This window comes from Natronosalvus amylolyticus (assembly GCF_024298845.1).
Lineage (GTDB): Archaea > Halobacteriota > Halobacteria > Halobacteriales > Natrialbaceae > Natronosalvus > Natronosalvus amylolyticus.
The window spans coordinates 990,747-1,004,003 of sequence record NZ_CP101156.1 but is presented as its reverse complement, the minus strand read 5'-3'; the positions used below and the strand labels follow the sequence as shown (position 1 = coordinate 1,004,003).

The following is a 13,257-nucleotide window of genomic DNA, read 5'->3' as shown; positions in this document are numbered from 1 at the left end:
TCAGCAACCGGGTGTGGCGATCTCGAAGCAACGACTACACGGGTACTCAAAGGCAGAGGTTTAGAAATAAATAGGTTCTCTGGCAGTTCGGGTTCAACCCATGACTGCAAGAACAAACCGAGTGCAGAAAATAAACGAAGCGAAGGAGATCATCGCTGAATTGGAAGAAAGAAAGGGCCTGAGATTGGCAGATCCGCGTGGTGCACTGCTTGATGCAGGTAATTACATCGATAGTGACCGAGTGTATCTCGAAAAGATAGAGAAAGCGATGGCTCAACAGCGGGATATGCCATCGAAGCTGGCTATGATAATTTAGCATCTCAAGCTGCACAGATCATCACCGATCTCGAAGAGGACGATATCGAATAACTTCTTAACACCCTCTTCGGTCAATTACTACCGCGATCAGGCGATTGTACGAATGTGACCCGAGTTTCTGTAGATGGATCTTCAGATTAATCCGAGTGAATGGATCTTTCGATTTGTACCAAGCTACCAGACGCGCATTCCCGGGAAAAGAACCGATTTGAAGGTGCTACAAGCCATACAGTTCTGATCGGTCATTCAACGATCGGTTGATAGTTCGACGGGATGTGTCGAGCCGCTTCGCAGCCTTCCGCTTGCTAAGGTATCCTTCTGCCACGTCCCGCAACGTGGAAACGGTAAGGTCGTAATCTGGTCCTGGTCGAATTTCTCCATCGCTCTTGACAAAACCTAGCGGAGCTCTCCCATGTCGATAGTTCTCATCGGCCTCAATGCGTGTCTGAAGGCCTTCTCGCGCCCTTAACTGTGCAAGTTCCGCCTCTAACTCGGCAAACACACCGAGTAGTCGGAACATAGCTCGCTGAAACGGGTCCTCCTTCCCAGGTATCAGCTGGAATCCTTCTTTGATCAGATGCAGCTCCGCGTTGTTCTGTTCAACGACACGCTCAGCGGTGCGATCAAGATCTCGAAGTGAACGACTCACACGACTCACAGCGTCGCTTACGACTGCGTCAACATCTCCACTGTCAACAGCATCCATCAAATCATGATATCCCTTACGGTCAGTGTTCGTCCCCGTCAGGCGATCGTAGAATAGCATAACATCACCACCTGCAAGGGAGATTGGATCGTCACTGGTATTCTCGTCAGAGACGTAATCACCAACCTCTGTAATATCTTGGCCAATGTCGGTGCCGAACTTGTCCTCTACGTACGGGAGTACAGATCGAACTTGTCGTGGAAGCTTCTGGTCGGATGTTGAAACACGAGCGTAGCATGCGATCATGGGTCGTGGATGTCCAAGTATCGCACATGGTTCTGATCCCCTTAAAGAACGGTATAGTCGCACAGACTGTGCGATAACAGAGGTGACCGCACACCACTGTGGTGTGCGACGATACAGCGGGAAGGGAATACGGCTGCTCGGACCGTGTTTATCACGCCGCTGTTCCCGGTTGCCTGATCCCCAACCCCGAATTGGTATCCGGTGCGTCTCGACGCACACAGTGGAATCAATGATGAGGTTTCCGAGGTCGTTCTCTGCTTCCTCTATACTAATCAAAAGCTTCACAGCCAGTTCTGAATGAAAAGATCGTGCTATTATCTACTGTTAATGGAATAGAACATCTTGTCCCTCACTCGTTTTTCTCAGTTACGAGCATATACAGTGGCTGCTGCCTGTGCATCCCGAGTTGATGCACTGCTTCTCTTTGATGGACGTCCATGACCTCATACTGTGTTCCCACGTCTTCATTCCCGAAAAAAGCGGTGACCGATGAGTAGCTACTGACCCGGTCTTGATTCTAAAGCAGCGCTATAGCGCGTTATAGTTGCTGTGAACGGTGTTTCCTACTTGGTCGATTAAGTGAGAATATAAGTATACACTGTGTTCCTCGAATACGGTTAGACTGAAAGTATATTCGGTATGCTTTTTGCAGAAGGCTTATTTCGGAGCGTTCTCATGTCATTCGCATGCGTCCAAATGTAGACATCCCGTGGTCAGTACACGGCCAGATTAAGGAGTACGCACAGTCAGAAGAGAAGACCATCGAAGAAGCGTACATCGAGACTCTCAAGGAAGGATTAGGAGTAATGCCGACACCGGTTCAGTCCGAGAACCAGTTCATCGAACCGTCGATGGGGAGTTACTCGCTCGGACCGAGAGTGTTCCCCGTCTCATCGGAGGAAGCACGGGATATCAACGATATCTGTACGTTCATGCCCCGACCGAGCATCCCACACCAACCGGTTTCATTCAAGACGTATTCACCTCGGGTTACTGTTGATAGAATCGTTGAGGGGCTTTCTCGCGTTTCCTCGATCCTCAACCGTGGTCACGATGACTGGTTCACCTTCCATCAACTCGGCGGGTCGTGGGTTGGCACGGACATGGAGAACTTTGTCCATTGTCTCCAAACGTTAGAAGGCCGATTAGAAGAAGCGACGTTTGATACTTACAAGACCGGGTTCGGTGTGTATCTCTTGGAATTCCATGAGAATGAGTACCTGGTTCTCCACTTGGAGATTGACGCGTACTCCGGTGAGGTTGAGTCTTTCACGCTGGGGTTCCTGACTAACGGGCACCCGGTTGATGGGAGTCTATACCGGAAACTCGCTGCTCAGTTCGGCCTGTCTGAGCTGCAACACGGGCGGGATAAAGAGATTGAAACGTTCACGATCACACCGGAAGAAGATATCCCAGTAAACGTGGTAGAAACGACGGTGAAGGAGGACCGGTCGAACGATGAACCGTGGGTGACAGGACTTATTATCGAGAACCCTATCCAGAGTCATGATGGGGTTCGTGAAGCGGTTCTTAGGAGAGCGGATGACAAGTTCCGGAATTGTTCCGAGTACCGGAACCCGTACGCACAATTAGCGTCGTACGATCATGCGTACGTCCGGTTGAAGAGTCATCATCCACAGTCAGAGGATAGAGAGTATCATATCAATACGATCGGTGCGCAGAATTTCACGCCGGTATTTGACCGGCAGGACATATGGAATATTAGCATAAGTGCGGACTGGTGAGGTGCACTTGACGGATTACCCATCGACCGTGACACCGGCGAGACTGAGTCGGAGTGATCCCGGTACTCAGGGGAGTTTGATTGCGTGGAACACGACTGTTTTTGATGATCCGTCTACCATACCTGAGTAAATGCCGCGACCGCCGAAGTACACGGACGAAGAATTCCAGAAACAACTATTACTGATTGTACTACAATTGTACCCATAGATTGATATAGTCTGTAGTACAAATTGCGTACATGAGTGATCGGAAGACGATCAAGGTTGACTCAGAACTTTTCGAAGAACTGAATCAACATCGAACGGAACAAGGTGAACCTTGGGATCAGTATCTCTGGATGCTCTACCGAAATTATCTCTACTATGTAGAAGAAAGTGATGAGCTCAAAACAACAGAAGAGCGTATTCGAGAGATCGTCCGCGAGGAGTTAGAAAGGTATGATTGAGGAGAACGTCTGTGTCAAGAATCCACATCTAGAGGGGTACTTTCCGAGATTCAGAGACGACGAGTGGTATTACACTTTCAACGAGTTCGTGACGCTCAATTCGGGGTATCATGGGTGAGTGCAGGCTTTGCGGAGAAAACCGCGAACTGCAGAACAGCCACATCATCCCTCGATTTGTAATCCGATGGATGAAGAAGACTGGGGCAACACCGTTCCTAAGAAAGGCTGTAGACCCGGATACTCGAATCCAGGATCATCACGAAAAGCTACTCTGCGAGGACTGTGAACAGATTTTCTCCGACTGGGAGGGTAAGTTCGCGGCTCGGGTGTTCTATCCCCATGTTCGAAGTCAAAAGGATGAGTTCGAGTACGATGAGTGGATGTACAAGTTTGTTCTATCTGTGTCTTGGCGGCTTCTGGTCTCTGAATTGGCGGTCTGGGATGAAAATGAACATTTCAAGAACGAGGTAGTCAAAGAGCGGTTGGAGACGTGGGAAGAGATCTTGCTTGGTGAGAAATCGGTTTCTGAAGATCCTTCTCAGCACCATATTTTCTTCGCTGGTGAGCTTGACTTAGTTAGCTCTGATCCTGAAGCCCCCGAGGGTTTTGAACTTTACATGCAGAGGAACCTCGACGGCACCAGTGTCTATGGTGAAGACCATATTCACACCTATTTTAAGTTCCCCAGGATCCTATTTTTCTCGACAATTACACCATCTGATCCTGGCGGGTTCACAGGTACTCGTATTGAGGAGATGGGGGTAATTGTGCAACCACAAGAGCTGGGGGAGTTATGGGGGAGTTTTCTATTTGATAGAGCTGAGATATTCGGACAGGTATCGATGTCTGAGTCAGAGAAGGAGAAGGTACAGGATCGTATCCTAGAGGATCCAGAGAGATTTGCTGAGTCGGACTATCTTGAAGCTCAGCTTGCGGAGATGCGGCGTAAGTACGCGGAGCACGACTTACTAGAATATTTGGAGGTGAAGGAGTGCCCTGTCTGTTTCACGAACCATAGAGTAGTCGAGAGTCTGCCGAAAATACCGCTGACGAAGTCACATATCGAGAGGGTGAATGAGCAGGTGCTGTTTGCTCGGGGAACTTTTCCTAATCCGGACGAAGTGATAGATGAGATCCCGACGAATGTTACGGATGTGCTGGTAATCTCAACAGAGAGCTCTACAAGAGTCCTGCAGTTCTACGTCGATCACGGCTGGATTGTTGGTGAGGAGAGGGAGCATCATGAGGGGATAGAACCGGAGGACTTTGGTCAGGCGGCTTGGGAGAAGTATTCGGAGGATTTCCATAGACAGATGCGGCAGAGATTCGGTCGATAGTCAGGGGAGTACGGTTCTCTGGTATTATTTCCTTAGTAAAGGTGATTGAGCGTCGGAAGTATCTTTCACAGATTGAGAGGAGGGCAACCCATTAATATCGAGATCCTGTTGTCAGTCTCTGGACCTGAGTAGCCTCTATGACTATATCGTCTAAAGTAGAACCCCTATGATCGCCAGGAGTGTCCCAATCAGCGCAATAGCAATTCCACTCATACGGCATTCACGTTCGAGAGTCAGATCTAAGAGTTCCACTATTGATTTCTGTGGCATTTGGAAATCGTATTCATTCCATCCGTCCTCTTCCTTGGCCCTGATTGTCACAGCACCCGTCTCAATTTTCTTGGGCGTGTTATCTGGAATATCGCTCCTATAGTTCATATCAAGGTAATCAATGAATGTATAACAAATAACATAGTCATCAAACGTGAATTTCCGCCCCCTCTTAGCTGAGAAGACGTACTCTCGCGCTTCGTAATAGTCTCGGAGTAATCGAGAATTCTTGTAGTATCTAATTCGCAGAAACCGAGGAAGATCAGGGAGAGCCAGGACGAGAGTTCCTATTAACACCAGAGCAATCCCCACTGACGAAACGATTGGTGACCAATTTATCATAAGTGGTAGAATCGAACTCCCCCGATAAGAATGCTGTCGAACAGCGCTGACTATTTATTCTAATCCGACGGGTGAGATTCTATGGCACCCCAGTGTTGCACCTCGTTTTCGTGTGGTTTTAGCAGTTCGCGTAACCAGTGTACACTTTGATCGATCAGTTCTTCTGCGGCGACCTGACCACGTGTGTGTTTTACGATCCAGACTAATTGTGGGAAAATACACTGATTAGTCTTTGAGTCAAGATCGCTCGATTGCCACGCATTAAGAACCAACTCCAGAGCGTCTTCCCCCTCAATATCAAGTAGTACCTCGCATACCATTTCGAACCGTCCGTGTCCGTACCACCTCCAGGTCAGCAATCGACACTCAGCAATTGAACCCACGATTAAGGAACTGGCAATATCTTCCATACCGTGTTCTACAAGTTTTTCCGCGATAGGTGCGACTACGGAAGGGTTGTATTTCCTGGTTTGAATTACTGCCTTTCCAGCATTCTCCAATTCATTTGGAGAGAATTCGTCTAATTTCCCCGTAGAGATCGGGTCCTCAAATTCATGTGCTGCAAGTGTTTTATGTAGTTTCTCTGCTAGGTCGGGTGGTCTTTGTAAGTCACTTTTCCCGTAATCATCGGAGTCTTCAACGGAGACTATGTCATCGGGGATCCGTACATCAAACGTTTCTGCAAGCTCTCGAATCTCCTCAGCTTTTTCCTTATCCACACCATTGCCAACGTATTCACCTCTATTCATACAGCGTAACGCTAGTTTCACTGTGCTGTCCCATCCTTGATCGGCAGCAATCAACGCAGCATCGGCGAAATACCTGATATCTTTGGTTGCATGTGAACGAGCTCTGAGCTTCCATTCGCGTATCTGAATTATTTCTTCAAGTTCTTCTTTTGTGATTCCCCCCGGATTCCGCAGTCGCCATTTTCGCAATCGTCGTGCTGTTCCGGTTTCCCTCACAGTATTAGCCACAGAATGGTAATCGACTGCATTTTCATCAAGAAGCGTTGATAGAAAATCGTATTCGAGGTGACTCGTTTCATCACCATCTGTAATTTGATGGAGAAGGTTCGCCCAATTGATTAGCTGAATCGCTGTTCCCTTATGAGACTCCCAATCATCCTCGACTACATGGAGGAGACCCTCCCAGATGTCACTGAGGAGAATATCTTTGTGATATCCGTATCGAAACCCTCGTTCTATTGCTTTTTCGAAGTAATTCTCGGCATAGCCCATTTCATTTGAGTCAGCAGCTCGGATAGCAAGATCCATTAATTCTCTTGATGGCGGCTCCCCTGAGGGCTGTCCCCGCATAAGATCACGATATCTTTCCTCCCATATCGATATATGCTGGTCCTCTGGATGGTGTGCATCACTTACACGCCGCATATCTTCGGCCAATTTACTCAGTAAATACGGCTGATAACGTTCTGGATCGGCGATGTCTAATACATCGTCGATTAATTCGTCCGTGCCTTCATCGACAACTTCAACGAACTCGTGCGTGGTCTTTCTCAGTAATGTCCGATATTGAGTTCTTGCAAAATGCTCTGGTTCTGGGGAGCCAAGTTGACGGGTTTCCAGCAAATCTCGAATGAATGTAAGCGTGGCATCAGTCCAATTAGTTGTCTCAGTACTCGCTCCCCTCGTTGTAGCGGCACCAATGATAGCCACGAGCTGCCGAATGCGAGGTTGTTCATTGGCCATATCATCTACCTCGGTCAGGAGGGCATCGGGTGTAAACCCGAGATCTGCTAGTGTTGCTCCGACGTAGTATGCCTCACTGAACCGCGGATAGTCCTCATTGATGCTTCGTGCATCACCGAACTGGATTAAGTCAAGACTTTGTTTTACCTTGTCTTCATCAGCCCCACACTTCAGGACAGTATGAAGCGCTGGTGCAGATAAGTCGTTGAATTCTGAAAGCTCCTCTAGGAACCGATGCTGCCACTCAGCGGGAAGCTGTGAACCAATAGTCTCGCAAGCTTCTAGAGTTTTTGTCATATCATCAAACAACCATTCTGGTGGTTCAGGCCGCTCTTGGAGGTGAACTGGGTTTTCCCTCAAACCCTTGAATACCTGATATGTGAACTGGTCTTCTGACTCGCCTGATACTATACCGCTGGCGTGCCGCCAGAAATCGTCAGGAGGGAGTATTCTTGCAGCAGTATCAAAATACGCTTCTGGTTTCCAGTCAAAGGACTGATCTCTTCCCTGGTTGTTCTCAAACCACTCTTCAAGCCAATCGGGATCTAACTTCTCGGGCCAGACAAGGGCAATCGATTGCATAGCGTCAAGAACAGCACCGCTCCCAGGCGAATTCTCCCGAGTCTGTTCAAGGAACCTGAGTGCTTTATTTCCATCACCTAACGCAATATAGTACTCTAATCGATCATCGACATAGACGGACAGCATACCATGAGTTGTAGCCCCGAGAATCGTACAATAAAAGACGGTTGCGTAGTCACCGGCTTCCACTGCACCCTCAAACGCAAGTTCTAACGATTCCGTTATCTCACTGATATGAGCGCCTTCACGCCACCAGTGCAAAATGTTATCTTGAGAAGCCAAACCACGGAGATGTTCCAGACCGGGTCCATGTTCAGCATGATATCGCAACCTGGTCTGATAAGACGGTGAGGTAGTAGATTTTTGGAAATAAAACTTGTACAAGCTTTCATGAATCTCTTCCTTCTCATTCGTACTCAATTCCTCGATGACAAACTCACGGAAACTAGCGTGGAATATATGATACAGATCTGAATCACTCCGCTCCAGTGTGTGAGCAAGTGCCCCGCTCTCCAACTCTACCTTATTTTGAATCCAAGGAAGATCAAGAATTTCGTATACGAGTTCCGCTTCCATGGCCGTCGGACTAACTGCGATTAATGAGAGAACATCACGTGAATGTGGACTCACCGGCTCCCATATTCGTTCGTAGTATTCTTTCAATTCCCCATGAACCTCAGGCGCATCGGCCACTGCCGAACGCAAGCCGTCCTCTATACTTCCAGGTTTGGATCGACCAGTTCGTAAGAGGTGGGACAGTATCACCGGAAGCCCATTGGATACTCTATACACGGAGTCGAGAAGTGCGGAATCGACAGTAACACCATTTTGTTCAAAATAGGTTTCAATCTCAGTTCTTTGCCAAGCCGGTACTGGTTCTTGATCATCTACCGACAGTGTCTGTTTAGCTTTCTTGGACAGTTCTCGCCCAACCAGCAGAAGCCGAAGTGGTTCTGGGATACTTAACTTCCCAATTTCATCTACTATCGTGCCTTCAATATCTTCGCGGGTGTTCATCCCTTCGGGATTCGGAAGCGCATGATCTAACCCATCAATGACAACTATACCCTGCTGATTGTGTTCCTTGGCCCAATCTGCTGCGGAATAAATGTGATTTTGCAAATCATCAGTTCCCGTCCACACTGGAGTGTTATCGGAGTCGAATCCCCTTGGGAACTCATTTCGTAACTGTGCTGCTATCTGATCACGGAACCACTCAGGATCAATCCTATCACTCGCTTCTGAAGGTCGATCCGAGGGGGAAAAGAGATTATATCTGATTGTTCGAAACGAATCCCTCTCCTCCAAACTACTGTGGAGTAGCTCTATGCCTGTAGACTTCCCGCTTCCTGGTTCGCCTTCAATGAGAAGCCGCTCCCCACCATCTACCATTGAACTTCGGAGATCGTGAATCCAGTCAGGGATTATACAGTCCTCATCCACAGGAAATACTTGGGGGATTTCTTGAACAGAGGGTAATACCTCTAACCGATCAGCAATGATATCACGGGTTAGGCGATGTCCTGGATCTTCACGGGCCCGAGCTGCAAGGCTTATCGCTCGTTCAACCAATGTTTCAGAATCCGCGATTCTTGGATTGACCCTATCATCAAAAAGCGGCCTGACCTCAGCAAGAATGTGGTCGAATATCTTTGTCGTCTTCAATCCTTGAAAAGCCTCTTCCTCCTCGTCCAATTCAACACCGGGAACCTCAAATATGAATTCAATTTCGGTGTTTTCCGAGACTGTTCCTGATTTACCTGCGAGCTGTTGAGTTTCAAAATTCAACCCACCGAATAAACGAAACTCTGAGCCATCGCATGCTAATGGAACATGGGACGGTTGAGGTGTATTGTACGACGTGAATACGATAAATCGAGATCCGGCATCTCCGTCCTGCCTAGATTTCGCAGATTCAACCAGCTTTTCAACATTCAATCGACCTGAGCTGCCATTGAGATCGGTTTCGGTGAAGCGGTAATCTGGTCCGTTTTTCACTTGAATACAGATAGTCTCCTCCTCCGTCTCTAAAATGATATCATCAAATCTATCGTCCTCATCGTACGGCGTTTCGATCTTGACAGCTTTCGAATCGCCTAATAGAACAGATAGCATGCAGATCCCCCCAATGATATCCTGGAAAAGGTCACCGCGTGCTAGACCAGCTTTCCGCTTGGCTTTTAGAGCCAATCTCGAACCGTCTCCACTCCCCACTTCACTCGTGTTATTCATTGCTCGTAAAGTGTTTTACAAAACTCGTGTTATCACATACACGCATCAATGTGTTGGTCAAACTACGAGACGCGAGGATCCGCGAGACTCCCCCGAGCAAACAGCGCTTAGGACGCTACACCGGAACAGGTAGATGAAAGCAAACTAGAGGCTGAATTAACAGAGTTTAAATAGGAACTCGATGAAGGGACGGAAGCGCGATTGTAGTCCAGTAGCGGACACACATGGCCGGTAAGCATTGCTCACAATCGAGCAAAGTCGTCAGAAGCGGGCGCTACTGACAACCCAATCCTGTACTGACATCCGTGACAAGCACCACACCGGCCCGTATGGGCCAGCATGAACCTTCTTGTCACTGCCTCTCGAATGAGCGAATGAACCGCCAGCCGAAGCGGGCGCAATGGAGGTTAGAAGATGATTGAGAACCCTCGGACCATGCATTTTGGTCAAGCTTTTGCCTGACGCGAACCCCGACGCGGGAGGGGTGAGCGAGGGGAAAAGGTTGGGGTTCAACCAAATTCTGCAGATCCAGATAAGCAAATACGGTTCTGGTCAGAAATGAGTCGGCGCACACCACGTTTAGCGTAGTATACGGGTGGCAAATATGGCCATAAATACACCACACTAAGCGAACTCCAGTAGATTCCGCTATCTACGATTCACATTTTCTATATCTCTTTAAATCTGTAGTCTAATGGTAGGTTCATGACAACCCAGCCCAAAGCAGGTGAACTCCTGGTCGGCGCATACCTGAGAGTCGTGAAAGAGTGCGAGTTGGTAATGTACAATCAGCGCTCATCTAGACAAGGAGACCAGTTGGAGATCGATGTAATAGGAGTAACAGATACCGAAGACGGTGATCAGGAGGTCTACATTTGCGAAGTCACAACCCATTTAGGAGGCCTTCGATACGGTACCTACCAGGAGAGCTACGATAATCTGAGGAAGAAATTCAGAAATGACCGGGACTATATCACTGAAATATTCGATTCTGCGGACACCTACAAATTCCAACTATGGAGCCCTGTAGTCCCGTTTGGGTTGGAAAAACGCCTCCCAGAGCTGGATACCGTGTTTGAGGGAATAGACAACATGGAGTTGGAATTAGTGATCAATGAGGATTACTCGAATAGGATTGACACGCTTCAGGTTAAAGCGAGTTCAACCAAGAAGCAGTTCGGTGAACTGGGTTTTCGCCTTCTTCAAATCCTGGAGCACACGAAATAGAGAAGTTGCACTAAAATTAGACTATCCCTCTGTTTCTGGGCTGTAATGGTGTACGTGAACGTCAACTAATCTTACGGCGTCTTCGTAGAAATGTCCTTCCACGGTTCCCTCAAAGTGCTCCAAGGTACCCTCTACTACGGCTTGTTCTTTCCTGTGTTTACGACCTTGTGCGGGAAGTCGTCGAGCATCATCACAGTTAGAGCAGAACCGGTACAGTTGGATCCATTCGTCTTCCCCTCTTTCCTTCTCATAATAGAGGATGACACCGTCACCGACAGTCATTTTCTTTTGGCAATTGTGCTGGTAGTCTACTTTTCCTATTGTGGGTTCGGCGTTACAGTGGACGATCCCGCCGTTGGTGTGACGGACCACGTCGCCAATGAACTCCATTCTCAGCTCTGCTTCTTCCCTAACCATATTCTTTCCTTGACCTTCTTTCTACTTGTAACTACAGAAACACGGAACAGTCGGTCGAGATCTTGGTTTGGCGACTGAGAGCAAAGTATGGTGGTGTGGAACGTTCTCGTGAACCTGATTCCTGATCCAGGATCATGGTACTAGAGTGAAGTACTGTGTCGCGGTACGAGATCCTGGTACACTATTCTGGTACTGATCCAAGTACCACGACTTCGTCATAGTTACACGGTACACTACTCTGTTCCACTTCAGCAGTACCGTTACTCACTGTAATCACACACTATTGCGAGCATAGAACTTCAGGGGGTGAGTTTCTCTGCCCACACTCAGGGCAGGGATCCGCACAACACGGCTAGTTCCGATACTAAGTCACAGTGGTACCGGCGAGCACCATTCACATCGTGATCCAAAGTCGAATTCATTAACAATCATAGATCTAATTAGTAATTATGTCTGACATCGTCACGTATGATCCGGAAGATAGAATCGTTTATTTCACAGGTAAAGACGAACCGAAGGAAATTCATCGAGACGTCTCTTCAGCCGAATTCAAGGAAATAGAGAAAATGGCTTTGGTGAATCGCCATACAGCGCTTGATTTCACTGTTTCACGGCTCGCTTGATGTTGTAGACCGCACACATCAGAACGATCTCACGAAATTCGCGGTACCATTCTCGGGCACGCACCGCATGGCCGAGCGTACGCTTGATCGTCGAGAAGACGGTCTCTGACAGCGCTCTTTGGCCGTACAGAGAGTTGTCGATTCGCGCGTTATGCGCACAATCGACGGGTCGGAACTCACGGTGTTTGATCAGCGGTCTCACGTCTTCTTCTCGGAGTTTTTCACGTAATCGCTGCCAGTCGTAGCCTTTGTCGGCGGCGAGGCTGACAATCCCGCCCGCGTTGCGGCAGGCGAGTTGCCAGCCGATCTGCGTATCGTGGCGTTTCTCGGTCGTACAGTGAACGTCAAGTACAGCTTGCGTTTTTGTATCGACGAGAGCAGTTGTTTTCAGCGTTTGAACGCGATAGTTCGTCCGACGACAGTAGTGCTTGCTGGCGGTTTCGCGGTCGAAGAACGTCGCGCCCATCGCGGCGTGATCGGCGGTTTCGTGCAACTGCGCCGAGAGGCGCAGCAGCACTCGCCAGACCTCCATCTCGAACCTATCAAACGCCTTTACTAACGTTGAGTGATGCGGGAGATCGCCCGCTTCGAGGCCGATCTCGGCCAAAATATGTGGCATCTCGCTCAAGAGATCAAGCGCCTCACGGTAGGATTTCTCTAAGTAAATCCGAAGGCAGTGGAGCGAGACGACGGCGTAGTCGGCGAAGCCCCCACCCCCTTCGGGGGCGGCGGCTTCGCCTCGGCCACCAACAGCATTTTTAGCTAACGAGACCGCTTTGCTCGTGAAGCGGGAGATCTTCGACATCAAGCATCGCCGGTTTCCCGCTTCACTTCCTTTGATTTGACGACCTATCCCGCCGCATTACAGCGATTCACCAGAGCCGATCGATGTTATTTCGGCTACTGGGGTGCGACGAGGACATCCTCGAAGTGGTAGCGGTGGATCCGATTGGCGAACGTGATGAAGTGGTTGTCGCTATCCAAAAACGATCGTCACATGACCTTACTATTAGGTAGATTCTCTGGTCGTCTGGGAATCACTTTCATTCTGCGG

At 48.6% G+C, this 13,257-nt stretch carries 11 protein-coding genes; 6 read left to right on the top strand and 5 right to left on the bottom strand.

The annotated features are described in order from the left end of the window. The first annotated feature begins 100 nt into the window (after positions 1 to 100). On the top strand, positions 101 to 316 hold the full coding sequence (locus NLK60_RS04710; protein WP_254809737.1) for a hypothetical protein: 216 nt from the start codon (positions 101 to 103) through the stop codon (positions 314 to 316). Between the two features lie 219 nt (positions 317 to 535). On the opposite strand, the gene NLK60_RS04705 is transcribed toward NLK60_RS04710, so the two are convergent. Continuing rightward, a complete protein-coding gene (locus NLK60_RS04705) occupies positions 536 to 1,270 on the bottom strand; it encodes a recombinase family protein (protein ID WP_254809736.1) in 735 nt (244 codons plus the stop codon). A 686-nt stretch (positions 1,271 to 1,956) separates the two neighbouring features. Between NLK60_RS04705 and NLK60_RS04700 the strand changes: the two genes are divergently transcribed. From NLK60_RS04700 to NLK60_RS04690, 3 genes are all read left to right on the top strand, one after another. Further along, complete coding sequence (locus NLK60_RS04700; RefSeq protein ID WP_254809735.1) at positions 1,957 to 3,015, top strand: hypothetical protein; 1,059 nt, start codon at positions 1,957 to 1,959, stop codon at positions 3,013 to 3,015. A gap of 239 nt (positions 3,016 to 3,254) precedes the next feature. Further along, positions 3,255 to 3,461: a hypothetical protein gene (locus NLK60_RS04695; RefSeq protein ID WP_254809734.1), complete on the top strand. Its 207-nt coding sequence runs from the start codon at positions 3,255 to 3,257 to the stop codon at positions 3,459 to 3,461. 188 nt (positions 3,462 to 3,649) lie between these two features. After that, positions 3,650 to 4,798 (top strand): DUF7964 domain-containing protein, encoded by a 1,149-nt coding sequence (locus tag NLK60_RS04690; protein WP_254809733.1) that lies wholly within the window; start codon positions 3,650 to 3,652, stop codon positions 4,796 to 4,798. A gap of 150 nt (positions 4,799 to 4,948) precedes the next feature. Here the strand turns inward: NLK60_RS04690 and NLK60_RS04685 are convergent, their stop codons facing one another. Together NLK60_RS04685 and NLK60_RS04680 are read right to left on the bottom strand one after the other, a co-directional pair. Further along, entirely contained in the window at positions 4,949 to 5,380 is a 432-nt protein-coding gene (locus NLK60_RS04685) for a hypothetical protein (protein WP_254809732.1), read from the bottom strand. Between the two features lie 89 nt (positions 5,381 to 5,469). Further along, positions 5,470 to 9,918, bottom strand: a complete 4,449-nt coding sequence (locus NLK60_RS04680) for an ATP-binding protein (RefSeq protein ID WP_254809731.1) — start codon at positions 9,916 to 9,918, stop codon at positions 5,470 to 5,472. Between the two features lie 723 nt (positions 9,919 to 10,641). Here NLK60_RS04680 and NLK60_RS04675 point away from each other — a divergent pair. Then, on the top strand, positions 10,642 to 11,163 hold the full coding sequence (locus NLK60_RS04675; RefSeq protein ID WP_254809730.1) for a hypothetical protein: 522 nt from the start codon (positions 10,642 to 10,644) through the stop codon (positions 11,161 to 11,163). A 21-nt stretch (positions 11,164 to 11,184) separates the two neighbouring features. Here NLK60_RS04675 and NLK60_RS04670 read toward each other — a convergent pair whose 3' ends face one another. Then, positions 11,185 to 11,580, bottom strand: coding sequence for a hypothetical protein (locus NLK60_RS04670; RefSeq protein ID WP_254809729.1), 396 nt, complete (start codon positions 11,578 to 11,580; stop codon positions 11,185 to 11,187). Positions 11,581 to 12,029: 449 nt separating this feature from the next. Here NLK60_RS04670 and NLK60_RS04665 point away from each other — a divergent pair, with 449 nt between their 5' ends. Further along, the gene (locus tag NLK60_RS04665; protein WP_254809728.1) at positions 12,030 to 12,203 is read left to right on the top strand and encodes a hypothetical protein; all 174 of its coding nucleotides are present in this window, start codon (positions 12,030 to 12,032) and stop codon (positions 12,201 to 12,203) included. On the opposite strand, the gene NLK60_RS04660 is transcribed toward NLK60_RS04665, so the two are convergent. Then, positions 12,181 to 13,008 carry an IS5 family transposase gene (locus tag NLK60_RS04660; RefSeq protein ID WP_254809727.1) on the bottom strand — a complete coding sequence of 276 codons (828 nt, stop codon included), beginning with the start codon at positions 13,006 to 13,008 and terminating at the stop codon, positions 12,181 to 12,183. The two genes, NLK60_RS04665 and NLK60_RS04660, sit on opposite strands and share 23 nt — an antisense overlap. Between the last annotated feature and the right edge of the window lie 249 nt (positions 13,009 to 13,257).

Excerpts from the sequence above, each read along its gene's own strand:
- NLK60_RS04710 (WP_254809737.1), top strand. The coding sequence starts at position 101 with ATGACTGCAAGAACAAACCGAGTGCAGAAAATAAACGAAGCGAAGGAG.
- NLK60_RS04705 (WP_254809736.1), bottom strand. The coding sequence starts at position 1,270 with ATGATCGCATGCTACGCTCGTGTTTCAACATCCGACCAGAAGCTTCCA.
- NLK60_RS04700 (WP_254809735.1), top strand. The coding sequence starts at position 1,957 with ATGCGTCCAAATGTAGACATCCCGTGGTCAGTACACGGCCAGATTAAG.
- NLK60_RS04695 (WP_254809734.1), top strand. The coding sequence starts at position 3,255 with ATGAGTGATCGGAAGACGATCAAGGTTGACTCAGAACTTTTCGAAGAA.
- NLK60_RS04690 (WP_254809733.1), top strand. The coding sequence starts at position 3,650 with ATGAAGAAGACTGGGGCAACACCGTTCCTAAGAAAGGCTGTAGACCCG.
- NLK60_RS04675 (WP_254809730.1), top strand. The coding sequence starts at position 10,642 with ATGACAACCCAGCCCAAAGCAGGTGAACTCCTGGTCGGCGCATACCTG.
- NLK60_RS04670 (WP_254809729.1), bottom strand. The coding sequence starts at position 11,580 with ATGGTTAGGGAAGAAGCAGAGCTGAGAATGGAGTTCATTGGCGACGTG.
- NLK60_RS04665 (WP_254809728.1), top strand. The coding sequence starts at position 12,030 with ATGTCTGACATCGTCACGTATGATCCGGAAGATAGAATCGTTTATTTC.
- NLK60_RS04660 (WP_254809727.1), bottom strand. The coding sequence starts at position 13,008 with ATGTCGAAGATCTCCCGCTTCACGAGCAAAGCGGTCTCGTTAGCTAAA.